Source organism: Paraburkholderia sp. MM5384-R2, from assembly GCF_014201025.1.
GTDB lineage: Bacteria > Pseudomonadota > Gammaproteobacteria > Burkholderiales > Burkholderiaceae > Paraburkholderia > Paraburkholderia tuberum.
Window position 1 is genome coordinate 14787 of record NZ_JACHDI010000038.1, and the last position, 23121, is coordinate 37907.

At 62.8% G+C, this 23121-nt stretch carries 21 protein-coding genes and 1 pseudogene; 8 read left to right on the forward strand and 14 right to left on the reverse strand.

Translation table 11 applies throughout. The annotated features are described in order from the left end of the window. Positions 1-16: 16 nt before the first annotated feature. Entirely contained in the window at positions 17-1342 is a 1326-nt protein-coding gene (locus tag HDG37_RS34910) for an MFS transporter (RefSeq protein ID WP_184055614.1), read from the reverse strand. A 124-nt stretch (positions 1343-1466) separates the two neighbouring features. Next, positions 1467-2426 (reverse strand): MBL fold metallo-hydrolase, encoded by a 960-nt coding sequence (locus HDG37_RS34915; protein ID WP_184055616.1) that lies wholly within the window; start codon positions 2424-2426, stop codon positions 1467-1469. 205 nt (positions 2427-2631) lie between these two features. Here HDG37_RS34915 and HDG37_RS34920 point away from each other — a divergent pair, with 205 nt between their 5' ends. Both HDG37_RS34920 and HDG37_RS34925 read left to right on the forward strand, forming a co-directional pair. Continuing rightward, positions 2632-3435, forward strand: coding sequence for an IclR family transcriptional regulator (locus tag HDG37_RS34920; RefSeq protein WP_184055618.1), 804 nt, complete (start codon positions 2632-2634; stop codon positions 3433-3435). Positions 3436-3440: 5 nt separating this feature from the next. Further along, positions 3441-4295, forward strand: a complete 855-nt coding sequence (locus HDG37_RS34925) for an IclR family transcriptional regulator (protein ID WP_184055620.1) — start codon at positions 3441-3443, stop codon at positions 4293-4295. Positions 4296-4305: 10 nt separating this feature from the next. Here the strand turns inward: HDG37_RS34925 and HDG37_RS34930 are convergent, their stop codons facing one another. Both HDG37_RS34930 and HDG37_RS34935 read right to left on the reverse strand, forming a co-directional pair. Further along, positions 4306-4497, reverse strand: coding sequence for a DUF2783 domain-containing protein (locus tag HDG37_RS34930; RefSeq protein ID WP_013094246.1), 192 nt, complete (start codon positions 4495-4497; stop codon positions 4306-4308). A 5-nt stretch (positions 4498-4502) separates the two neighbouring features. Continuing rightward, on the reverse strand, positions 4503-6188 hold the full coding sequence (locus tag HDG37_RS34935; RefSeq protein WP_184055622.1) for an FAD-dependent oxidoreductase: 1686 nt from the start codon (positions 6186-6188) through the stop codon (positions 4503-4505). Positions 6189-6483: 295 nt separating this feature from the next. Between HDG37_RS34935 and HDG37_RS34940 the strand changes: the two genes are divergently transcribed. After that, complete coding sequence (locus HDG37_RS34940) at positions 6484-7638, forward strand: SMP-30/gluconolactonase/LRE family protein (protein WP_184055624.1); 1155 nt, start codon at positions 6484-6486, stop codon at positions 7636-7638. 73 nt (positions 7639-7711) lie between these two features. On the opposite strand, the gene HDG37_RS34945 is transcribed toward HDG37_RS34940, so the two are convergent. Then, entirely contained in the window at positions 7712-8131 is a 420-nt protein-coding gene (locus tag HDG37_RS34945; protein WP_184055626.1) for a DUF1810 domain-containing protein, read from the reverse strand. A gap of 660 nt (positions 8132-8791) precedes the next feature. Here HDG37_RS34945 and HDG37_RS34950 point away from each other — a divergent pair. Together HDG37_RS34950 and HDG37_RS34955 are read left to right on the forward strand one after the other, a co-directional pair. Beyond that, a complete protein-coding gene (locus tag HDG37_RS34950; protein WP_184055628.1) occupies positions 8792-9262 on the forward strand; it encodes a ribonuclease in 471 nt (156 codons plus the stop codon). Positions 9263-9842: 580 nt separating this feature from the next. Then, a complete protein-coding gene (locus tag HDG37_RS34955) occupies positions 9843-11192 on the forward strand; it encodes an NAD(P)/FAD-dependent oxidoreductase (protein WP_184055630.1) in 1350 nt (449 codons plus the stop codon). A 144-nt stretch (positions 11193-11336) separates the two neighbouring features. On the opposite strand, the pseudogene HDG37_RS34960 reads toward HDG37_RS34955, so the two are convergent. Together HDG37_RS34960 and HDG37_RS34965 are read right to left on the reverse strand one after the other, a co-directional pair. Next, positions 11337-11498: pseudogene (locus HDG37_RS34960) on the reverse strand (cupin domain-containing protein); the annotation flags it as partial. Positions 11499-11500: 2 nt separating this feature from the next. Then, positions 11501-12091 carry a LysE family translocator gene (locus HDG37_RS34965; protein WP_184055632.1) on the reverse strand — a complete coding sequence of 197 codons (591 nt, stop codon included), beginning with the start codon at positions 12089-12091 and terminating at the stop codon, positions 11501-11503. Positions 12092-12191: 100 nt separating this feature from the next. On the opposite strand from HDG37_RS34965, the gene HDG37_RS34970 reads away from it, so the two are divergent. Then, complete coding sequence (locus HDG37_RS34970; protein WP_184055634.1) at positions 12192-13082, forward strand: LysR substrate-binding domain-containing protein; 891 nt, start codon at positions 12192-12194, stop codon at positions 13080-13082. An 87-nt stretch (positions 13083-13169) separates the two neighbouring features. Here the strand turns inward: HDG37_RS34970 and HDG37_RS34975 are convergent, their stop codons facing one another. Next, positions 13170-14060 carry a LysR family transcriptional regulator gene (locus tag HDG37_RS34975; protein ID WP_184055636.1) on the reverse strand — a complete coding sequence of 297 codons (891 nt, stop codon included), beginning with the start codon at positions 14058-14060 and terminating at the stop codon, positions 13170-13172. A 121-nt stretch (positions 14061-14181) separates the two neighbouring features. On the opposite strand from HDG37_RS34975, the gene HDG37_RS34980 reads away from it, so the two are divergent. After that, positions 14182-14922: an SDR family NAD(P)-dependent oxidoreductase gene (locus HDG37_RS34980; protein ID WP_184055638.1), complete on the forward strand. Its 741-nt coding sequence runs from the start codon at positions 14182-14184 to the stop codon at positions 14920-14922. A gap of 36 nt (positions 14923-14958) precedes the next feature. On the opposite strand, the gene HDG37_RS34985 is transcribed toward HDG37_RS34980, so the two are convergent. Next, positions 14959-15708 (reverse strand): SDR family oxidoreductase, encoded by a 750-nt coding sequence (locus tag HDG37_RS34985; RefSeq protein WP_184055640.1) that lies wholly within the window; start codon positions 15706-15708, stop codon positions 14959-14961. Between the two features lie 99 nt (positions 15709-15807). Between HDG37_RS34985 and HDG37_RS34990 the strand changes: the two genes are divergently transcribed. Then, a complete protein-coding gene (locus HDG37_RS34990) occupies positions 15808-16722 on the forward strand; it encodes an AraC family transcriptional regulator (RefSeq protein WP_184055642.1) in 915 nt (304 codons plus the stop codon). A gap of 187 nt (positions 16723-16909) precedes the next feature. On the opposite strand, the gene phnY is transcribed toward HDG37_RS34990, so the two are convergent. From phnY to HDG37_RS35015, 5 genes are all read right to left on the reverse strand, one after another. Then, positions 16910-18358: a phosphonoacetaldehyde dehydrogenase gene (phnY, locus tag HDG37_RS34995; protein WP_221312248.1), complete on the reverse strand. Its 1449-nt coding sequence runs from the start codon at positions 18356-18358 to the stop codon at positions 16910-16912. Between the two features lie 75 nt (positions 18359-18433). Next, a complete protein-coding gene (gene phnA, locus HDG37_RS35000; RefSeq protein ID WP_184055644.1) occupies positions 18434-19705 on the reverse strand; it encodes a phosphonoacetate hydrolase in 1272 nt (423 codons plus the stop codon). A gap of 11 nt (positions 19706-19716) precedes the next feature. After that, a complete protein-coding gene (locus tag HDG37_RS35005) occupies positions 19717-20874 on the reverse strand; it encodes a 2-aminoethylphosphonate--pyruvate transaminase (RefSeq protein ID WP_184055647.1) in 1158 nt (385 codons plus the stop codon). Positions 20875-21081: 207 nt separating this feature from the next. Beyond that, positions 21082-21933: an EamA family transporter gene (locus HDG37_RS35010; protein ID WP_184055649.1), complete on the reverse strand. Its 852-nt coding sequence runs from the start codon at positions 21931-21933 to the stop codon at positions 21082-21084. Positions 21934-22062: 129 nt separating this feature from the next. Next, entirely contained in the window at positions 22063-22956 is an 894-nt protein-coding gene (locus HDG37_RS35015) for a DeoR/GlpR family DNA-binding transcription regulator (protein WP_184055651.1), read from the reverse strand. Positions 22957-23121: the final 165 nt, after the last annotated feature.

Here is a 23121-nt window from a genome sequence, read left to right on the forward strand (position 1 = left end):
CCATTGCGATGACATTTCAACGCCCCCTCGCATCCGCTCTCACACCAGCCATCAACGCAACCCCACTAACCACAAGCAGCCCCGCAAGAAGATAAACGGCGAGATCCATACTCCCCGTCGTCGTGCGAATCTGACCGATCACCCACGGACTGACGATCCCGCTCGTAATCCCAATACTGCTAATAAACGCGATCCCCGGCGCAGCCGCTTTCCCGGACAGATAGCTGGTAGGCACCGCCCAAAAGATCGGCAGCGCCGCGAAAATCAACACGGCAGCGAGCGACAAGATAGCCAGCATCACAGGAAAGCTGCTCAGATGCAGCGTAAGCGACGCGAGCGCGAGACCCCCGCCCACCGTGCAGAAAGCAAAATGCTTACGCCGTTCCCCAGTTCGATCCGAGCGGCGCGCAATCAGAATCAGACCCACCGCACCGATCGCATTCGGCACCACGGTATAAAGACTCACCGCCACGACATCCTGAACCCCAAAATCGCGGATCATCAATGGCATCCAGAAATTGAGCGTCAGCGACGCACAGGTCAGCGAAAAATAGATGAACGCGAACAGATAGACGCGCGGATTGAGCAACGCGGCGGCGAAGCCGCGACTGTCATGCCGGTGGTCTTTCGACTGGCCTTGCGCGCAAAGCGCGACGAGTCGCTCTTGTTCGTCCTGCGTGAGCCAGCTTGCCTCGTGCGGCTTGTCGACCAGATAGCGCCACGAGAGCAATCCGAGAATCACAGCGGGTGCGCCTTCGATCGCAAACATCCACTGCCATCCGAACAGGTTCAGCACGCCGCTCATGTCGCGCATGATCCAGCCGGAGAAAAGTCCGCCGAGCACGCCCGCGACCGCAACGCCCGCGAAAAACACCGAGATCACGGCGGCGCGCCGGCTGGCGGGAAACCAATACGTCAGATACAGCACGATGCCCGGGAAAAAGCCCGCCTCGAAAACGCCCAGCATAAAGCGCAGAACGTAAAAGTGCGCGGGCTTCGACACGAACATCATGCACATCGACGCGATGCCCCACAGCAGCATGATCCGCATGAAGGTTTTACGCGCGCCGTATTTGGCCAACAGGATGTTGCTCGGCACCTCGCACAGCACGTAGCCGACGTAGAACACGGCTGCGCCGAGTCCGTACATCGCGTCGCTGAAGCCGAGATCATGCTTCATCTGCAATTGCGCGAAGCCGATGTTGATCCGGTCCAGAAACGACACGACATAGCAAAGAAACAGAAACGGCACGATGCGCCACGCGACCTTCCTGAACATCGAATCGTCGCTCGCGACGGGCGCGGCGTGGCCAATGGCGTTGCCATCGAGGGAATGCTGCATGTCTCGCTCCAGGTGCGGAGCGCGCCTGTGCGAAGACGAGCGCGCCCGAGGCGTCTAGCGCGCCTTCATGGTTTGAACGGAAAAGAGGAAAGACCGAACGGCCTTTCCCGAGTGCGTGGTGCGATCAGTTTTGCAGCGCGTCCCACATTTCCTTGTCGCGCTGCGCGGTCCAGACGCGCGGATGGCTGATGCCGCTTGCTTCGTCGTAGGCTCGCGACACGTCGAACGGCAGGCAATGCTCGTAGATGAAGACGTTGCCGAACTTCGGGTCCATGGACTTGCGCGTGAGCGCCATCGCGCCCTTCAGATCGAGCTTGTCCCTGAATGCGTCACGGCCCGCCTGCAACAGCGTGGTGACGAAGTCTTTCGTGTAGTCGAGGCCCTTGTTCACTTCCGCCGGCGACAGCAGCGCGGGGCCGCGACCCGGCACCAGCTTCTCCGCGTTCAGGGCGCGCAATGCTTCGAGCGTCGTCGGCCATTGTTCGAGTTGCGCGTCGCCGCAATAGCAGGCCGCGTCGTATTCGACCAGGTCGCCGGAGAACAACACCTTCTGCGACGGCAGCCAGACGACCGTGTCGCCCTTCGTGTGGCCCGAGCCGAGATGCGCGATGCGCACTTCGAGCTTGCCGAGAAAGAGCGTCATTTCCTTTTCGAAAACCAGCGTCGGCCACGTCAGACCGGGCACCGTTTCGACGCCTGCAAAAAGACGCGGGAAGCGTTCGATCTCCGACTTCATATCGGCTTCGCCGCGCTCGACGATCATTTCGTAGGTGCCGCGGCTGGCGATCACCTGCTGTGCCCCTTCCTTGAAGTACGCCGACGCACCCAGCACACGCACCGCGTGATAGTGCGACAGCACGACGTATTTGATCGGTTTGTCGGTGACGCTGCGGATCTTCGCGATCAGGTCTTGCGCCATGGCCGGCGTGGCGGTGGTGTCGACGATCAGCACGCCGTCGTCGCCGATGATCACGCCCGAGTTAGGGTCGCCCTCGGCCGTATATGCATACGCGTTTTCCGACAATTGGGTCCACGTGATCTTCTTCTCTTCCAGGTCGGCCTGGGATGCGAAAGCCTTCGCCATGTCTGTCTCCGTCTCACGACTCGTTGGGGGATGACTAATAGTCGTCGTCGTGCTTATATTTGTCAATGACAAAATACCTTGTCATTCACTAAGTTAGGGTAAACTCCGTTGGTTGGTCGGCACGGTCCGATCGGATACCATCTAGGCCTTCCACGGGCGACACCGGACGGGCCGAATCTCCTTCGGGTCAAGGGCGGACAACACGATGGCTGATACGACAAGCGAAAAGAAACAGCGGGGGATTCAGAGCGTCGAGGTCGGCGGACGTCTGCTGCAGGCGCTGGCGCGACAGCGCGAACCGCTCGGGCTGACCGAACTGGCCGGCGAGGCGCAACTGTCGTCGGCGCAGGCACATACCTATCTCGTGAGCCTGACGCGCCTCGGCCTCGTCAAGCGCGATGCCCTGACCGGCAACTACGAGCCGGGGCCGCTGTCGTTGCGGCTTGGCCTCATGCATATCGAACAGCAGCCGGTCTATCGCATCGCTGCTGCCCACGCGGCTTCGCTCGCGGAGCGGATCGGTCTTAGCGTGGCGATCTGCGTGGCGGGCGTGCAGGGCCCCACCATCGTCCGATACGAGCGCAGCGGTGCGCCGCTGCATGTCAATCTGCACATCGGCACGGTGATGTCGCTCGAAGCGACATCGACGGGCCGCGTATTCTGCGCGTTCTGCGCGCCCGAGCAGGTCGCGCAAATGGCGCGAAGCCAGGCGCATTCGGCGGACCCGACGCCGGCGCGCGGCCGCGCCGCCAAAGGGCCGACTAGCACGGAGTGGCGCAAACGCTTCGATGAGATCCGCGCGCGCGGCATCGAGCGAGGAATCGATGCGCCGAGTCCGGGCATCAGCAGTCTGAGCGTGCCGGTGTTCGATGGCGATCAACGGATGCAACTCGCGTTGACGGCGATCGGCTCGTCGGGCTCGATCGAAGTCGCGTGGGATGGTGTGGTCGCGCGTCAGTTGCTCGAAACTTCCCGACGTATCACCGAAGCGCTGGTCACACCCAGCTGAGAATCATGCAGATCGAAACCCCGGACGCGTCCGACGCGAACACGCCCCAACTCAACGACACGAAAGCTCAGCGCGGAATCAGCGCGCTCGACAACACAGGCGAACTCCTGCTGGCACTCGTTGCCGCCGGCCGTCCGCTGTCGTTGCGCGATCTGGCCGCGGCCGCCGATATGCCCGCCGCCAAGGCGTTTCCGCATCTGGTGAGTCTGCTCAAGGTCGGCTTGCTGAGCCGCGACGACGCCGGTCTTTTCAGTGGGGGACCGCTCGGCATGGAGCTCGGCCTGATCGCGTTGCAGCGCATGTCGCCGATTCGCGATGCCGAACCGGAGATCGTCACGCTTGCGGCGGAGTCCGGCATGAGCGTCGCGGTGGCGATTCTTGGACCTTTGGGTCCTACGGTCATCCGCTTCGAAGAATCGGCGAGACCACAACACGTGAGCCTGCGCGTGGGCACCGTGATGTCGCTCGTCAACACGGCGATAGGGCGCGTGTTCGCCGCGCATCTTGCGGACGACGTATTGGTCGGGCTGTTGTCGCAGGAATCGATCAGACTCGCGGGCGCGCCGGTTGCGGAAGTGCTCGTGGCGCCGAAAAAGGGTTCGCCGTCGTTGGCTCCGGCCTATCTGGCACGTCGCGCGAAGGTTGTGAGCGACGGCATCGATGACGCACTCGATGCGCCGGTGCCGGGCATCGGCGCGTTGGCCGCGCCCGTGTTCGATCATACGGGCAGCGTCAGTCTGGTGGTCGCGGTGATCGGTCCGTCGGGCGGCTTTGATTTCAGCACGCACGGCACGACCGCGCAGAGGCTGCTCGCCACGACACGACGGCTGTCGTGGCGGTTCGGCTGGATCGGGCGCTGAGCCTGGGTCGTCAATCCGCGCGCGCCAGCGCCAGCGCTTCTAGCAGCACGTCGGCATCGCCGATGTGGTTCGCGAGCAGCAGCACGAGCTTTGCGTTCATGAAATGGCTTTGCTCGTCGGTCAGTCCATTGTGCGCGTCGATGAGCTTTTCATAGAACGCATCCGGATCGGCCATATTCGTTTCGATGTTCAGCTTGGTCATGATGGTTATCCGTTGCAGGTTGCGCGATCCACGGCCTTGGCGACCGAGGCGGTGTCGAGGGCGCGCCAGCGCGCGCAGACGTGCTGGTCCGGACGCAGCAGATAAAAGGTGCCGGGCCGCGCATCGAAGCGATGCGTGACGATGCCTTCGACGTCCTCGATCACCGTGACGTGAGGCATCTCCGGCAGCGCGGTCGCGGCCGCGCCACGCGGCACGACGATCAACGAGTGAACCGGCACCGCGAGGCATGCGAGCGCGCGAAGCCGTTCGGCGCATTTCGTCAGGTCGTCTCCCGGGCCGCAGAATTGCACACCCGTGAAGCCGCCGTGTCCGGTCTGATTCAGCAACCAGGCGTGTTCGCCAGCGAGCTTGACCGGCGCGTCGGTGCTGGCCGCGCCGGGCACCATCGCACCGGTGAACGCGTCGGCGTCGGGCGTGTTCAGGGGCGAGTCACGTAGAACCGCCGGCACCGACAGACGGCCGCTGTTGACGATGCGCCGCGCGAACGGACACTCTTTCGCGAGCTTAAGCGTGGCATCGCGGAACATCCGCGAAACCGCGCTTTTCGGCGTGATGAAGTCGGTGGCGCGCGATGAGTTCAGGATGTTTTCGTCCGCCGCATACTCGCGCTCGGATGCATAGGTATCGAGCAGCGCCGGCGGCGCGTCGCCGTTGACGACGAGCCGCAGCTTCCAGGCGAGATTGTCGGCATCCTGCACGCCGCTATTCGCGCCGCGCGCGCCGAACGGCGACACGCCATGCGCCGAATCGCCCGCGAACAGCACGCGGCCATGCCGGAAACTGTCCATCCGCAAACACGAAAACGTGTAGACGCTGACCCATTCGAGCTCGAACCCGGCATCGTCGCCGAGCAGCGCTTTCACGCGCGGAATCACTTTTTCAGGCTGTTTTTCGGCGACCGGATCGGCGTCCCAGCCGAGCTGGAAATCGATGCGCCAGACGTTGTCGGGCTGCCTGTGCAGCAGTACGGATTGATTGCGATGGAAGGGCGGATCGAACCAGAACCAGCGTTCGGTCGGAAACGGCGCCTTCATTTTCACATCCGCGATCAGGAAGCGGTCCTTGAAGGTGCGACCATGACTGTCGAGACCGAGCGCCTTGCGCACCGCGCTGCGCGCGCCGTCGGCGGCGACCACGTATTGCGCGCGCATCGGATAAATGCCGTCGGGCGTTTCGACCCGCAACTCGACATGGTCGTCTTGCTGGGTCACACCGATCACATTGCTTTTCCAGCGCATCTGCAGATTCGCGGTTCGCTTCGCCTCGTCTACCAGATAGCCCTCGACGTAGTACTGCTGCAGATTGATGAATGCCGGGCGCGCGTGGCCTGTCTCGGGCAGCAGGTTGAACGTATAGATCAGTTCATCCTGCAGGAACACCTTGCCGACGTTCCAGCTCACGCCTTTGTCGACCATCTGCTTGCCGCAGCCGAGCCGATCGAAAATTTCCAGCGTCCGCTTCGCAAAACAGATTGCGCGCGAACCGCTCGACAGCGTGTCGTCATTGTCGAGCAGCACGGTGCGAACGCCCTGCTGGGCCAGATCGATGGCCGCTGACAACCCGACCGGGCCAGCGCCGATCACCACGACCGGATAGGTGAGCGGTGCACCGGCATCGTGGTCGACGGCTCGCTCGTAGTCGAACCGCATCGTTTGGTAGTCGATCTGCATGGCGTCTCCGGGTTCTGCGGGATCTCTTTGATTAATCTATAGCAAGCAGTATTGCTCCTTGCTAATATTAGCCATTCTATAAAGCTTTTTGAGCGATCGAATCTGTATTTACCCTGGTGCGGTTCCATTGCCCGCAAACCCGGCAACGAATATCCCGGCGAATCGCACTTTCGACAACGTCGAGGAAGCGCACGCCGCGCTAGAGGAGCGCCGGCAGGCATTGAAACGTCGGGTTGACCTTGGCAAGTGGCATTCGTGATACGTTAGCTGGCACAAGCAGCGATGGAGACCACCCATGCTGATTCCTCTGCTGTTACTTGTGGGGCTTCTTTGGTGGATGTTCGCGATCCATCCGGGGCATGCGGCGCTCGAGCGACTTCGTGCGATGATGGAATTCGCCCGCTTGGACTTCAAACATTTTCCGAAGCTTGCCCCGCAATCGACTGCCCGGTCTGCGATTGCCCTGGCTCTTTACGCCATCGCTTGCGCGATCAGCACAGACAACCTTGGCCTCGCGCAGGCTCAAGCACAGCCGCCGTCGTTCGAGAGCTTCGCCGTCCCGGCCGGCAGCGCACCGCATGACGTCGCACCGGCGCATGACGGCACCGTGTGGTACACCGCGCAGGCGCGGGGAGCGCTCGGGCGGCTGGACCCGCGCAGCGGCAAAACCGACATGATCGCGCTCGGCGCCGGATCGGCGCCGCATGGCGTGATCGTCGGCCCCGATCGTGCGGCGTGGGTCACTGACGGCGGCCAGAACGCAATCGTGCGTATCGATCCGAAGACGCTCGCCGTCACGCGTTTTCCGCTACCCAAGGACCGGCCGGACGCCAATCTGAATACCGCCGTGTTCGACAAACAGGGGCATCTGTGGTTTACGGGGCAAAGTGGTATCTACGGCGAACTCGATCCGCAGCGATCGCGCATGCGCGTCTTTGATGCCCCACGCGGCGCCGGGCCCTACGGTATCTGCGTGACCCGCTCCGGGGATCTGTATTTCGCTTCGCTGGCGGGAAATTACGTAGGTCGCATCGACCCGACCACAGGCGCGGCACAGGTCATCGAGCCACCAACGTCGAATCAGGGCGCGCGCCGCGTCTGGGCCGATTCCAGGGGGCGCATCTGGGTCAGCGAGTGGAACGCCGGAAAAGTCGGCGTGTACGATCCTGGCACGCATCATTGGCGCGAATGGCGACTGCCCGGCAACGATCCGCACGCGTATGCAATATTCGTCGACGACCAGGACATCGTCTGGCTCAGCGAATGGAGCGCTAATGCGCTGGTGCGCTTCGATCCGCGTGCCGAGCGGTTCGACGTGTTGCCGTTGCCGCGTGACCACGCGAACGTGCGTCAGATGATGGGTCGTCCGGGCGAGGTCTGGCTGTCCGAATCCGGCACGGATCACCTGCTGCTCTTTCGATCCCGTGCAGCCGATGTGAGCGGGCAGTGACCACGCACTGCACCGGGAGCGGAATTGCGCGGTCCGCTGCGCCCCGCGTGCGCGGGACCGCTACCAAAATGGTCTAGAGCAGTTGGAGGGTCCGCGGATCGGCTTCTCCGCCGAAATACTTGCGCAAAGCTTCGACGAATACGTCGTTGTCGTTCGTGGCGTGCGCGAACAAGGTGACCGACGAGCGAAACTTCAGGTCATCCGGATACCCGAATATTTCCTCGACGGAGCGGTCGCTGACGAGGTTGACCAGGTGCGTCGTTTCGCGCAGCCGTGGGCCGAGTATCGGGTGGCGCAGATAGGCTTGCGCTTCGTCCAGCGACGAAAGCGCGAATCGCCGAGCCATTGCGCTGGTTCCGAGCCCCTCGATTTGAGGAAACACGAACCACATCCAGTGGCTTCGCTTGCGTCCGTGCCTCAGTTCATCGCATACCTGGTCGTAGACCGGCTCTTGTGCATCGAGGAAGCGCTGAAGATCATAGGGATCGTCCATTTCGTACTCCGCTGCAGGCGTGGAAACCATCGTTAAACCACGATTCTCGCGCGCATGAAGGCACGGGTCTACGATGGATTCGAACCGCCGTATCTTGCAAGCACGCGGTCGCCAATTCAGGTATTGGGCAGGACTCGCCCTCGGTTATCGATTGGAGTTCAACCAGGTTGCCACTTCTCTCGCCTCGCGCGCTCGCGGCCCAACGCGGCGACGGACTACGCCATGAACAATAACGCCAGGCGCAATCGGATATGTCGGGTGCATCGCGGCCATGCTTCATGGACATGCGACGTATCGTGATGGTCGGTCGTGGGGCGAAGTGGAGGCGTTTGATGCGGCTAAGACGGATGTCGTTTGCTGGCCGCTTCGAGGAAGATGGGGACTTCAACCCGGCTTGCCATGCGCGGCGATGTGTCGACTTGATCTGGTTCGATCCTGATGGTCCGCTTCATGACTGCTCCAAACGGCAACTAGCTGTTGATTTATCGTATGCGCAGGCCCCTTTCGCCGCATGCGACGAAGGTTCGCGATAGGGGAAACGGCTGGATTCCGATCGCGCGCAGACTATTTCCGATCGAACGTTGATTCGCTCCGTCATTAGCGATACCTTTACGTCTATCCAGGTCGTCGGGTGCTGGTCAACGAAGGGAGAACCGTTTCGTGAAGAGAGCGTGGACTGTCTCCTGCATCGTCGCATTGAGCGCGATCTTCGGCGGATGCGGCAAGCAGGGACCGCAAAGCGCCACTGAGGCATCGGGCGCATCCGCGAGTTCGGCGCCGGTTCAGCCAGCACAGGGTGCGAGCGATGCAACCGCTGCATCAGGCGCCCAAGGAACGGGCGCGCTGGTCACCGTCACCAAGGCGCAGTTGCCGGCGGAAGCGGCCGAAACTCTGCGACTGATCAAAGCGGGCGGCCCCTTCCCGTTTAGCGATGACGGGGTCTTGTTTCGTAACAGTGCGGCTTTGCTGCCGAAGCATCCGCGCGGTTACTACCACACCTATACGGTTCGCACACCAGGCGCGACGGATCGCGGGCAGCGTCGGATCGTATGTGGTGGGCCGCGCAAGCAAACCGGCGAGTGCTATTACACCGACGATTACTACGCCAGCTTTAAGCGCATTGGAGAATAAAGACGGAATGAACTGCATCAGCGACGCTATCTGCGAACTGGCGGCGGCGTCGCAAGGCATCTTTTCGCTAGCTGCGATGGTGCCTGTTTGAGCGAGTTCGGCGACGCAGTCATCGTGCCATTGAGGCCCACAACGATGAGATACCTGCCGACGGCATCAGTCCATCGACCAAAAGTCTGAACGTTGATGGCTTCATCCTGATCACCCACAGATCTGGCGAAGAACGACCCCCAGCCATCAGCGCGGCACCTACGATCATCCCTTTGACGACCACGCCGAGTGGAAGGGCGCCGAACTGCGTTCAGCAGTGCGTTCGAGCACCTGGCCATCGCGGCGAGCCGACTGCGCCGAAGTGAAGTCGCGCGTCGGGTCTCGGGCATCGTGCGTGTGAACCTGGAGGGTTTCCAGACAGTGCGAGTACGCCGTTGAGGGCGAGGTCAGTAGGAGATCTCTCAATCAGAAAACCTGAAGGCAACCATCAGAACTATGAGATTTTCCTGCCGTCGGGCTTCTGCGATAGTTGTTCTCAACCGTTGTGTTGGATTTCCGTACCGCGCGTCGTCGTCCAGGGAGAATCTTCATGCATCGTTTTGTGATCGTGGGAGGAGGGGCGGGTGGCATCGAACTCGCAACGAGGCTAGGCGATCGTTATGGTGGTCGGCGAAGAAGCGGGGCGCAACGTGCCTCCGTTACGTTGATCGACCGCAACCCGACGCATATCTGGAAGCCCCTGTTGCACGAGGTCGCAGCGGGAAGTCTGGACCCATTCGCACAGGAACTGGCGTACGCCGCGCAAGCTCAGTGGCACGGCTTCCAGTTCATCCATGGCGAACTTGTCGGACTGGATCGTGGCTCGAGGCAGGTCCTGCTTTCGCCACTGCTCGATGACGACGGAGCCGCACTGGTACCGCCGCGCCGAATCGGGTACGACTCGTTGATTCTTGCCATCGGCAGTACAACGCACTACTTCGGCGTGCCGGGCGCGGCGGAAAATTCGCTCGCGCTTGACAACGTCGCTCAAGCGGAACGCTTCAGAAAGCGCCTGATTTCAGCTTGCATTCGCGCCGAACAACAACGAGACGCCGGTGAGCGGAGTGCATGTGGAGTGCCCGTCGATCACGCGCCTCGTGTCCAGGTCGCGATCGTTGGCGGGGGCGCTACGGGCGTGGAATTGTCCGCCGAATTGCGCAATACGGCGAAGGTACTTTCATCATACGGCTTGCATCGGCTCGACCCCACACATGACATTGGGATCGTGCTCATTGAAGCTGGGCCGCGGATTCTGCCAGCGTTGAAAGAACGCGTTTCCACCGCAGCGGCCGGACTGCTGGGCAAACTCAATGTCAAGTTGATGGTCGACGAGCGGGTCGCGGAGGTCGCGCCCGGACTCATCCGCACGAAAAACGGCAAGACGATACGTGCGGATCTCATGGTGTGGGCCGCGGGCATCAAGGCACCCGTGGTGCTTTCAACGCTCGATGGGCTGAGCGTCAATCATCTGGGGCAACTCAGTGTGCGTCGCACGCTTCAAACGGATCTCGACGACCATATATTCGCATTCGGCGATTGCGCGGCCTGTCCATGGTTGGGTTTCGAGCGCAACGTTCCACCGCGCGCCCAGGCGGCTCATCAGCAGGCATCGTTTTTAGTCAAGGCACTTGCGCGACGCATCGAGGGGCAAAAGCTTCCGGAGTTTGCCTATCGCGATCTCGGCTCGCTAGTCTCGCTCGGGCACGCGAATGCGGTAGGGAGTCTGATGGGAGGTCTTATCGGCGGCAGCATGCTCGTGGACGGACTGCTTGCTCGCTTCATGTATTTGTCGCTGTATCGGATGCACGTTGCAGCGCTGCATGGCTATGCACGCATGATCGTCAATACCCTCGCGCATCGGCTCCGTCGAAGCACCGCGCCGCACGTCAAACTGCACTGAGCACGCCTTTCAGCGTCGACTCGAGCGGAGGCGCCATGCACGCTCGAAACGGCACCTCGGCCAGACGATGCCGACGTCTCCGGCGTCTCGAATGGCTTCATCCAGCAAGGTCTCGATATCGGGGTGCTCGTGTTCTTCGGCAAGCTCCTCGTGCTCGTGGTCGTGCCACACGAGCCGCCCGCGCACTTTCGCGACCTTCACGTACTGATCGTCGACCTGTGCGACAACTTTCGGCGACCAATGATCCGACACATCGGCGAACGCGGCTTCAAGGTCGAACGATTCGGCGAACGGATGGGAAGACATGCTTATCTCCAGGTCGGAATGAGGGATGCGGCGAGCAGCACACCCATCGCGAGATTGAGAATGCGCCAGTGGCGCGGCGTCCGAAACAGCCGCGCGAATAGCACGCCGAGCGCACACCACAGCGCGAGCGACGCGCACGCAGTCACCCCGAACGCTGCACCGAGCAGCATCGCGAGGCGGTTCGGACTGTTTGCGAGCAGCGCGAAAGACGCCGCCGCGCCAACCGTCATCGCCCAGCCTTTCGGGTTGAGCCAGAGCAGCAGGAAACCGTTGACGAGCGAAACCGGGCGCACGGGGCCATTGCTCGCGTTTGGCGGCCCGCTGCGCGCGATGCGCCACGCGAGCCACAGCAGATACGCGGAGCCGAGCGTCCTCACCGCCGTTTGCAGCGACGGCAGCGTGAGAAGCAGACCGCCAAGCCCGAGTGCGGCGAGCGCAGCGAGCAAGGCGAGGCCCATAGCGATGCCGAGCATCAGCGGTATCGAGCGTACGAAGCCGAAGCGTGCGCCTGAGGCGGCGGCGAGCGTGGTCGCGCCGCCGGGCGTCACGGTCGCGACGGCGACGAAGAGCAGAAGCGGCAGAATCGAGGTCATCGGTGCACATTCGGATCAGTGAATTTGCACTGTACGGATCGTCAAAGCATCGTGAAAGCTAATAATATTGATGCGGTACATTACGCCGCATAATGCATAGATGAGCCGAAACCTCGACCTCGATCTGGTCCGCACCTTCGTTGCCGTCGCCGATAGCGGCAGCATGACGGTCGCCGCGAATCTGCTGCACATGACGCAAGGCGCCGTGAGCCAACAGGTGAAGCGCCTCGAAGATGTGCTGGATTGCCTTCTGTTCGTTCGCAAGACGCGCCGGCTGGAACTGTCGCACCAGGGCGAGCAGTTTCTCGTGAAGGCGCGCAAGCTGCTGCGGCTGAACGATGAAATCTGGGCCGACATGACCGGCCAGCCGTTGCGCGGCGCCTTGCGTGTGGGCGTGCCTTACGATCTCGTGACGCGGCTCGCGCCCGCGATGAAGGCATTCGCCGAGGCGCATCCGCACGTCGAAATTTCGTTGGTGTGCGCGGCGTCGCCAGAGCTGAGCGAAGCGGTGAATAGCGGTCGCGTCGACGTGTCGTTGGTCGAATATGTCGCAAGCGAAGCCGAAGGTGAAGTGGTCTGCATCGAGCCGTTGGTGTGGGTCAAGGGGCGCGGCAGTGATGCATGGCAGAAGCGGCCGTTGCCGCTGTCGATGGTAGACGGGCGTTGTGCTTTCCGTCCGGTGGTGCTCGGCGCGCTCGCGGACGAGGGCATTGCGTGGCGCACGGTGTTCGAGAGCGGAAACATCGAGGCGACCGCCGCAACGGTGCGCGCGGGCCTCGCGATCACGGCCTGGCTCGCCTCCACGGTGCCGGCCGATCTGGAGACGCTCACGTTTCGAGTCAGCGGCTTGCCTGCACTGCCTGCGTTCGCGATCTGTCTGCGATTGCCCGCGACGGTTCAGCCAGCGGCACAGGAATTCGCGCGCCATGTGCGGGATTCGATGTCGAACGACGCAGGCACTCGACGCGCGCCGCTCGCGAACATTGCGTGACGGACGGCGTTTGAAGTGCGCGCCGGAATCGACTGATTCAGACGCACGCAGTGCCGCCAGCCAGCTTTTAGTTCACGGACGTCGCTCCTACAAGCGCTGCGGCAGCGCAGCCGCAAAATAGTCAGTCACCCGGCGCACGCGCGCAGGCACGAAACGACGCCTCGGCCAGATGATGCTTACATCACGGGCGTCGTGGATGAAGTCGTCCAGCACGGTCACAATGTCGGGATGCTTGAGTTCGTCGGCGAGCGAGAGCTTCGCGAAGAGGCCGATTCCCACGCCCGCGAGCACGGCCGATCGTATTGTCTCGACGCTATTCGACGACAGGTTGCCTCGCACCGGTACGCTGAATCGGCCTCGTGGCCCATGAAACGGCCAGTTTGCCGACTCCATCAGACCGCCGTAGAGCAGGCAATTGTGATTGGCGAGTTCGGTAGGATCCTTCGGTACACCGTATTGCTCGAAATAGCGACGCGATCCGACGCAGACCAGCGGGGTGCTGGCAATCCGCTTCACGACCGAATCCGGATCGTTGACGGAGCCCACTCGGATCGCGAGATCGATTCGATCCTCGACCATATCGCGTACGAAATCCGACAACACGAGATCGACCCGCAGACCAGGATAGCGCGACAGCAGCTCGGGAATGAGCGGAACAACGTGCAGGCGACCGAACGTAGAGGCAGAGGCGATCCGGACAAGCCCCGAGACATCCAGCGTGCTGCTGGTCAGTTCGCTGTCGGCCACCTCAATCTCGTCCAGCAACGGCTTGGTGCGTTCGTAGTATTTCTGCCCCTGATCCGTCAGGGTCACGCTGCGTGTGCTTCGGTTGAATAGCAGCACGCCCAGGCGCTTTTCCAGCGCGCCGATCGACTTACTGATCGCGGACTGTGACTCGCCGGTTCTGCGCGCCGCGGCGGAAAAGCCACCCGCTTCAACGACGGCGAAGAAGGCGTTCAATTCGTGAAACCGATCCATTGTATTTCTCTCGTGCGATCTATTCTCTCGGTGAATGGATCTTATGATAAATCCGCCGATTATCATTCGAAGTGGCCGCAATTACGATGTCACTTCCATTCACCAACAGGCAGAAGCTTCAATGTCTACTCTCACAGGGAAGATCGCGGTTATTAGCGGCGGAACGACGGGTATCGGCCTGGCGATCGCCAGGCGATTCGTCGCCGAAGGCGCTCACGTCTTTATCTTCGGTCGGCGCCAAGGCCAGCTCGACGAGGCCGTCAAACTGCTCGGACGCAACGTTACCGCGCTTCAGGCCGACGCCGCGAATCTCGATGACCTCGACCGTGTCGCTGCGGCAGTCAGGGACGAAAAAGGTGTCGTCGACATCATCGTGTCGAACGCGGGCTTTACCGAGCAGGCTTCGATCGACACCATCACGCCTGAGCATTTCGACAAGGCATTCAACCTCATGGCGCGCGGCCCGGTATTTCTGGTGCAGAAGCTGCTGCCGATGATGACAGGTGGTGGGTCGATCATCCTGGTTTCGTCGGCCATGCACGTGATGGGCATCCCAGGTCATACCGCCTATGCGGCGACCAAGGCCGCGTTGCGTTCCTATGCCCGCACCTGGGCCGCCGAATTCAAGGATCGCGGCATTCGCGTCAACATGCTTAGCCCCGGTGTCACCGACACCCCGATTCTCGACTCCCAGTCGGCGACACGCGAGGATCTGGTGAGCATGTACAAGAGCATGGTCCCGATCGGTCGACTCGCCCGCGCCGAGGAGATGGCCAGCGCGGCGCTCTTTCTCGCCTCCGAACAGAGTTCCTATATGACGGGCGCGGATTTGATGAATGACGGCGGCATCGGCCAGGTCTGAGGACCGAGGCTCTCACCGCCGCGATTTTTACTCGTGCTATTTAGTGGCCGCGTTGTACCACTCGACAGCGTCCTCGCCGGCGGGGATGTTGAACGGGCTCGATGAATCGGTCGCTGCGAGCCAAACCGCTTCGGCGACATCCGATGCGTGCGTGACGGCCGTTTCTTTCTGCCAGTTTGCGAAAATCTGCTCCACGAGCGCGCCGTACGGCTCGGCGAATCCGTCTTTCATACGTGCCTGCGCGTTCTCGCCGAAGCGGGTGGAAGGCGCGCGTCCCGGCAGCACGACACGCACGCGCACATTGAACTGCTCCAGTTCGAGCGCGAGCGATTCGCTGAACGCGTTGACCGCGGACTTGCTCGCGGTGTAGACCGACAGCAAATGCAGCGGTCTGCAGGTGACGCTCGACGTCACATTGATGATCACACCTTCGCGGCGCTCGCGGAACTGCGGCAACACGGCCTGCGCCATCGCAATGGTACCGAGCGTATTGGTCTCGAAGATATCGCGCACGGTGTCCATCGGCGTTCCTTCGAGCGCGTTCAGAAAACCGATACCCGCATTGTTGACGAGCACGTCGATCCGACCGGCGGCTTCGATGACGGCGCGAATGCTTTGCGGGTCCTTCACGTCGAGGGCGAGAATCGAAAGACGATCGGAGCGCGGCAAGATGTCTTCGCGTGGCGCGCGCATCGTGGCGATAACGCGCCAGTCGCGATCCAGAAAATAACGCGCGATTTCGAGGCCAAAGCCGGACGAGCAACCGGTAATCAAGACGGTCTTCATGTCGAATCCTGTGGTTGGTGACAGTCCCAACACAATAAGTCCTGACCGTCCGGACTCGCTACAATTGAGCGTCCAGGTTTCATTCGAAATCGTCCGATCATGATCGACCCGCTCGCCGAAATCGTCACATTGCTGAAGCCGACGCCCACGTTCTCGAAAGTGCTGAGCGGCGCCGGGCGCTGGCGCGCGAGCCGCACGGAAGTCGGCCAGCCGTTCTATTGCGTGGTGCTCGAAGGTTCCTTCCGTCTATCCGTCAATGGTTGCGAGCCGTTCGTTCTTCAGGCCGATGACTTCGTGCTCGTGCCCGAAGTTTTTAGCTTCACGATGACGAGCATCAACCCGCCCGACGATGACGACGTCTCCGATATCGCGCCCGCGGCACTGCCCGACGGCAGCTTTCGTTTCGGCGATGCATCGGTCGCGCCAGAAGCCCAATGGCTTGCGGGGCTCTGCGCGTTCGGTTCGCCGGATGCGGCCTTGCTTGTCTCGCTCTTGCCCAGGCTCGCGCACGTGCGCGGTGAACCCAGGCTGGCGACGCTCGTCAAGCTCGTGAGGGAAGAATCGCGCGCGCAGCGGCCCGCGCGCGAGGTCGTGCTGGCGCGACTGCTCGAGGTGCTCTTCATTGAAGCGTTGCGAGCCACGGGGACGGGGGCCTCGCCCGGACTCGTCCGCGGCCTCGCCGACGCCCGTCTTGCGCTCGCCATCCGTCATATGCACGAGAGTCCGCACAAGCCCTGGACGATCGCACAACTCGCAAAAACCGCCGCGCTTTCACGGTCCTCTTTCTTCGATCGATTCAGCCGCGCAGTCGGCGTGGCACCGATGGAGTATCTGTTGTCGTGGCGCATGGCCGTCGCGAGGAGCCTGCTGCGCCGGAACGAAGTCAGCATCGCGGTGATCGCGGAACGTGTCGGTTACGGCTCGGCGAGCGCATTCAGCGTCGCGTTCACGCGTCATGTCGGGCTGCCGCCCACGCAGTATGCTCGAGACGCAGCGAATGTCGTCGCTCGATAGCGTCGTGGTTTGCCTCATGCGACCTGCGCATCGCCATCGATAGCTGCCTCGCGCTCGAGCAGCGGATAAGCGAGGGCACAGATGTGCGACTGGATCCGCACGAGGTCGCGCAGCACGTCGAGATGCAATGAGCTTGACGCGAATTGAGTTCGGATGAGCTCAGCATTTCACTGAGTCGCGCGGCCGGTCACTCCCAGGGCAACGACCAGGTCCGCACGTTGGTGTAGCTCTTCATTGCCTCGACCATGCCCTCCTTGTAACCATTGCCTGAATCCTTGATGCCGCCGAACGGCGACATCTCCGTGCGATAGCCGGGCACTTCCCAGACGTTCACGGTGCCGACCTCCAGTTCCCTGACGAAGCGCGTGATGTAGTCGAGCCGGTTCGTGCAGACGCCCGACGAAAGGCCATACGCCGTCGAGTTCGAAATCCGGATGACTTCATCGAGCGCATCGGGCACGCGGATGATCGGAATCACCGGGCCGAAGGTCTCCTCGCGCACGAGCTCGCAGCCGTACGGCACGTGGTCGACGACGGTCGGATGAAACAGCGCGCCCTCGCGCGGTGCGCCGTACAGGACACGGGCACCTTGGGTCTGCGCGTCGGCCACGCGGCGCTCGAACAGTTGCGCGGATGCCTCGTTGATGACGGTGCCCACGTCGACGGACGGATCCATGGGGTCGCCGCACTTGAGCTTTTTCGCATGCACGAGCACGCGCTCGACAAACGCGTCGGCCACGCTTTGCACCACGAGAATCCGCTTGACCGCCGTGCAGCGCTGCCCCGAGTTTTTCGTCGCACCGGTTACCGCGAGCTGCGCGGCCTTGTCGAGATCGGCGTCCTCCATCACGATGAGCGGATCGTTGCCGCCGAGTTCGAGCACCGTGCGGCGATAGCCCGCGTTCTGCGCGATGTATTTGCCGACTCGCACGGAGCCCGTGAACGTGACGAGATCGCAGTGCGGATCGGTGATCATCGCGTCGCCCATGGCGCGCGGATTGCCGGTGACGACGCTTAGCATCTCCGGCGGCAGGCCCGCTTCATACAGCACGTCGGCAAGCGCGAGCGCCGTGAGCGGCGTGAGTTCGGTGGGTTTGAGCACCACGCGGTTGTTGGTCGCGATCGCGGGTGCGAGCTTGTGGCTCACCATGTTCAGCGGATGATTGAACGGCGTGATCGCCGAGATCACGCCGAGCAGCGGCAGCCGCGTGGTGAAAATCTTGCGGTTCCTGCCGTTCGGACTGACATCGCAGGAATAGATCTCGCCGTCGTCCCTGATCGTGAGCTGCGCCGCAAACGACCACACGTCGTAGGCGCGGCTCGCCTCGTAAAGCCCATCCTTCCAGCACAGCCCCGACTCCGCGGTGATCAGGCATGCGAAGTCTTCTTTACGGTCGCTCAGCATCTCGGCCGTGCGCTGCAGGATGCGCTGACGCTCGAAGCGCGTGAGCCGCGGCTTGAATGCGTGCGCCTTGGCGAACGCCTCTTGCACGTGTTCGGGACGACCCGCGGGCACGGTGCCGACGACCTCGTTCGTGTAGGGGTTGAAGACTTCGATCAGCTCATCGGTGGTCGTGTGTTGTCCGGCGATGCGCATCGATTCCTGCCTGACGGCGGGTTTGGTCATGACGTTCATCGAATACCTCGTTCAATGATCGGTGGAGCCCGCAGGCCGCCGCGCAAGCGGGGCGAGCGGGTCGTGAGCGGCTCGTTATGCCGCGGCGCCCTGCGCTACGTGATTCAGCGCGACATCGAAGATGTCGAAGTTGCGCAGTGCGCGCTCCGCCGGCCAGTCGGTTCTGCGGTTGACGATGAGCGGCACGTTCTGTTCCGATAGCCCGCCATGCGAACGCAACGGCTCGGTCAGGCCCGACAGGTCGTGACGCGCGGCGCTCGTGCCGAACACCTTGGCGCGTGTGCCGATCACGACGACGTCGCCGATACGGTCGGGCGGCAGTTCGAAGCGCTCGCAGGCCTCGGCGCTCGTCAGCGCGAGCTGGATGCCTTCGGTCCGGCGCAGCTGTTCGAGCAGCGCCGCTGCGTCAGCCGCTCCGATCCCCTCGGGCAGGTAGATGGTTGCGAAAGAGCCAAGTGCCCCGTGATGCGCGACGTACGGATCGGTGATGGGGAGGATCACGCGCGAGCGGCCTTTGCCGGTCCATTCGTCGAACAGATCCTGCAGGTACAGCACGTCGGGCGCACCATCCGCGCGATGTTTGTCGTTCATGCCGTGATCGGCGGTGATCGCAAGCACGCAGCCTGCCGCATCGAGCGCGCCGACGTAGCGGTCGAACATCGCGTAGAACTCGTTGGCTTTTGGCGAGCCCGGCGCCGCCTTGTGCTGCACGTAGTCGGTCGTCGACAGGTACATCAGATCGGGCCGGAAAGTGTCGAGCAGTTTTACGCCTGCCGCGAACACGAACTCGGACAGGCCCGCCGAATAGACATCCGGCAGCGGCTTGCCGACGTAGGCGAGCACGTCGCCGAGGCCGTTCTGTGCGCGCGAAGCCTCGTTGGCCTTTTCAGCCGAAAAGGCGATCGCGCGGCCGCTAGTGAAGTCGAGCCCCTTGCCGAGCAGCATGCGCAGCTTGTCCTTCGCGGTGATCACGGCGACCTTCGCGCCGGCGTCGTGGAACGCCGCGAAGATCGTCGGCGCACGCAGGAAGCGGGCATCGTTCATCATGACTTCTTCACCGCTCGCGCGGTCGTAGAAGTAGTTGCCCGCGATGCCATGTACCTTCGGCGGACGGCCCGTCACGATCGACAGATTGTTCGGGTTCGTGAAGCTCGGCATCACGCATTGGGCGATGCGGCTCGTGCCCGTGCGCAGCAGCTTCGCAAGATGCGGCGCGTGTCCGGCCTTCGCGGCTTCCTCGATATAGGCGGGCTCCGAGCCGTCGAGGCAGATCACGACGATCGGCTCGGACGGAAAGCGATAGTCGCGGCCGTTGATGCTCAGCACGGTGTCTTGCTGCGTAACCATGGTGTCCCCCTTCATGCCGTTTTCGCCAGCGGCCGGCTCGCGCCGATCTCATCGAGCACCTCGCCGATCGCGCCGAGCGCGGCGCGCATCTCGCGCTCGCCGAGCCGGCCGATACAGCCGATGCGAAACGAATCCGCGACGGTCAGCTTGCCCGGATAGATCACATAGCCGCGCGCCTTCAGGCGGTCGTAGAAGCGCTGGAATTCGAAGCGCGGGTCCGCGGGCATGTGGAAGGTCACGATGATCGGAGCCTGCAGCGCTTCAGGCAGCAGCGGCTTGAAGCCGAGCGCGCGCATGCCTTCAACGAGAATCCGGCAGTTGTTGCGATAGCGCGCGCCGCGCCCCGCGACGCCGCCTTCGGCGTCGAATTCCTCCAGCGCCTGATGGAATGCGACGATCACGTGCGTCGGCGGCGTGAAGCGGTATTGGCTCGTCTTTTCGAGGTTGGTCCACTGCTCGTGCAGATCGAGCACGAGCGTGGTCGCGTTGCCCTGCGTGCGGGCGAGCGCCTCACGGCGGCAGATCACGAAGCCGAGGCCGGGCACGCCTTCGATGCACTTGTTCGACGACGCGGCGAGCGCATCGATATGCATCGTCTGGACGTCGAGCGGCAACGCGCCGAACGCGCTCATCGAATCGACCAGATAGCTCTTGCCGTAGCGGGCCGCGAGTGCGCCGATCTGCGCGATCGGATTGAGAATGCCCGCGGTGGTCTCGCAGTGGACGGCGAACACATGCGTGATCGATGGCGTGGCGGACAGCATCTTGTCGATCTCGGCGAGATCGGGCGGCGTGTCCTCGGCCGTTTCGTGGACGACGCTCTTGCGGCCAGCTATCTCGAGGATGCGCTTCGCGCGCTTGCCATACGCGCCGTTGATCAGCACCAGCACCTCGCCGGCGGGCGGCACGAAGGTGGTGAGCATCGCCTCGACGGCGAAGGTGCCCGAGCCCTGCATCGGCACCGTCACCCAGTCGTGCGCGCCATTGGCGATCGCGGCAAGGCGCGCGAGCACCGAGCGATTGATCTCGATGAAGTTGGCGTCGCGTGAGCCCCAGTCGTGAACCATCGCCGCCTTGACGGTGCGCGACGTGGTCAAAGGGCCTGGTGTCAGCAACAGCGGATCGCCAGTTTCGGAACAAGCCGGCGATGCATACGTGGAACCGGTCATCGATGTCTCCTTGCGGGTCGATTTGAGTGCTGCGTCGGTGCGTGAGACCCACTCTAGAAGGTGCAACAAAAACATTCAAGATGCCACAAATTGCCGCATTCGTCTAGGACGCGCGGAATCCCGCCCGGAGGATGGCGAAGTCCGCGATGGATATGGGAAAGCCGCCTCCGCTCGGGACAAACCCGCATTGGGAGGTGGAGCCTGCGCTCAGAAAAGCCGCATCAGCGCAAGGCCGGCCACCGTCAAAGTAGCGGCCGCGGTGCGCACGCGGCTGAACGGCTCGTTGAGCACATACACGGCGATGAAACCGGCGAATACCACGCTCGTCTCGCGCACTGCCGCAACGAGGGCGATGGGAGCGCGCGTCATCGCCCAGATCACGATCCAGTACGCCGCGAGCGACATCGCGCCGCCCGCGAAACCCGGCAGCAGGAAACGCCGCATCGGTGCCATGCCAGCCGGGCCGTAGCGATAGAGGCAAAGCGCCAGCATCGGTAACGCATCGAAGACGAACAGCGTCGCCGCATAAGCGTTGGGGTTGCCGGCGACGCGCGCGCCCACGCCGTCGACGACCGTGTAGCCCGCGATCGTCAGCGCCGTGAGCAGCGCGAAGCCGAGCGCGACACGGTTTTCCGACGCGGAGTGATGGCGGCCGCGCAGCGACAGCAGCAAGACGCCGCTGCCGAGCAGCACGATTCCCGCGACGCTGCCCGCGCTCATCGTCTCGCGCAATATCGTGACGGAGACGAGGGCGGTGATCAGCGGAGCGGAGCCGCGCGCGATCGGGTAGATCTGGCTCATGTCGGCGCGACGGTATGCCTCGCTCAGACACACGTAGTAACCGAAATGAAGCACCACCGATGCAGCCACCCAAGGCCACGAAGCTGGACGAGCGAGCCCTATGAACACCAGCGGCGGCAGCGCGATGAGACCGCAGGCGATGCACAGCAGGGTCATCGCCAGAAAAGGATCGAGCCGCACCTTGATCACCGCGTTCCAGCCCGCATGCAGAAGCGCGGCCGACAGCACGGCGAAAAAGACGGGAAGCGTCATCGACATGTTAGCTGTGGCTATTGGCGATGGTGATTTCCCAGCGCTGTTCGGCGCATGCGCGGACGATAGTCGATGCGCTTGATCGCGAGCCGCCGGTTCGGGTGCAATGAAGCGGGCACGGGCGCAGCTGACCGGTTATCGAGCATGGTGTGGCTCTCCGTGCGCATCGTCGGCGATGGCGCCGCTGGATGGATGGCAAGTCGCGTCGGGCAGACCGCGCGGGGGCGTCGGCTCCGCTTCGGGCGCAACGGTCATCGGCGCGGCCGCGCTGCCCGGATAGCGCACCTCGACGCCTGCCGCGGCGAAGATCTGCGCAAAGTGCGCGTCTGGCGGCGCATCGGTGACCAGCATGTCGATCTCGTCGGCGTCCATCGCGCGCACTAGCGCGCTGTGCTCGAACTTGGCGTGCACGGCGGCGACGACCCGCTGCCGCGCCTGCCCGAACGCGGCACGCGTGAACTCGACATCCCAGGGCTGTGCGTCCATCAAGCGTCCCGCGCCATCGACGGCCGTGACCGAGACGATTGCGTACTTGACATGAAACTGCCGGATGTAGGCGAGCACCGGCTCGCCGAGCGCGGCGGCGTCGTCCGCGCAAAGCTCGCCGCCCGCCATGAACACGCGATTGCCGTTGTGCTGCGCGAGCAGGCTGGCGATGGCGGCAGAGTTGGTGATCACCGTGAGCCGTGAGCGGCTGCGCAGCGCCTGGGCGATGTGCGTGCAGGTCGTACCGCTGTCGAGGATCAGCGAATCGCCGTCTTGCACCAGTTGGCAAATCTGCTGCGCGACGATTTCTTTTTCCGCCCGGTGCTCGTGCATACGCCGCCGGAACGGCGACTCTTCGAGATGGCTGGGCAGCATCACGCCGCCATGCACCTTGACGAGCAGGCCCTCCGTGATGAGCGGCTTGACGGTGCGTCGGATCGTTTCGTCCGATACGGCGAGCGCCTGTGCGAGCTGGGCGATCGACGTGGTGCCCTGCGCCTGGGCGATCCGCAAAATTTCGGCACGACGCAGCAACGGATACATAAGCGATCAGGCGACAAAAATAAAAGGGGCGCGACGCGTAAGGGTGGGTCAGGATTCGACCGCCACAACGCCACAAAATAACACACATTTCCTCGTAATTTGGAGTTTTATTGAGGTCAGATTACCCGGAGCCACCACTCGAAAAAACAAGGTCCGAGGCGTCCC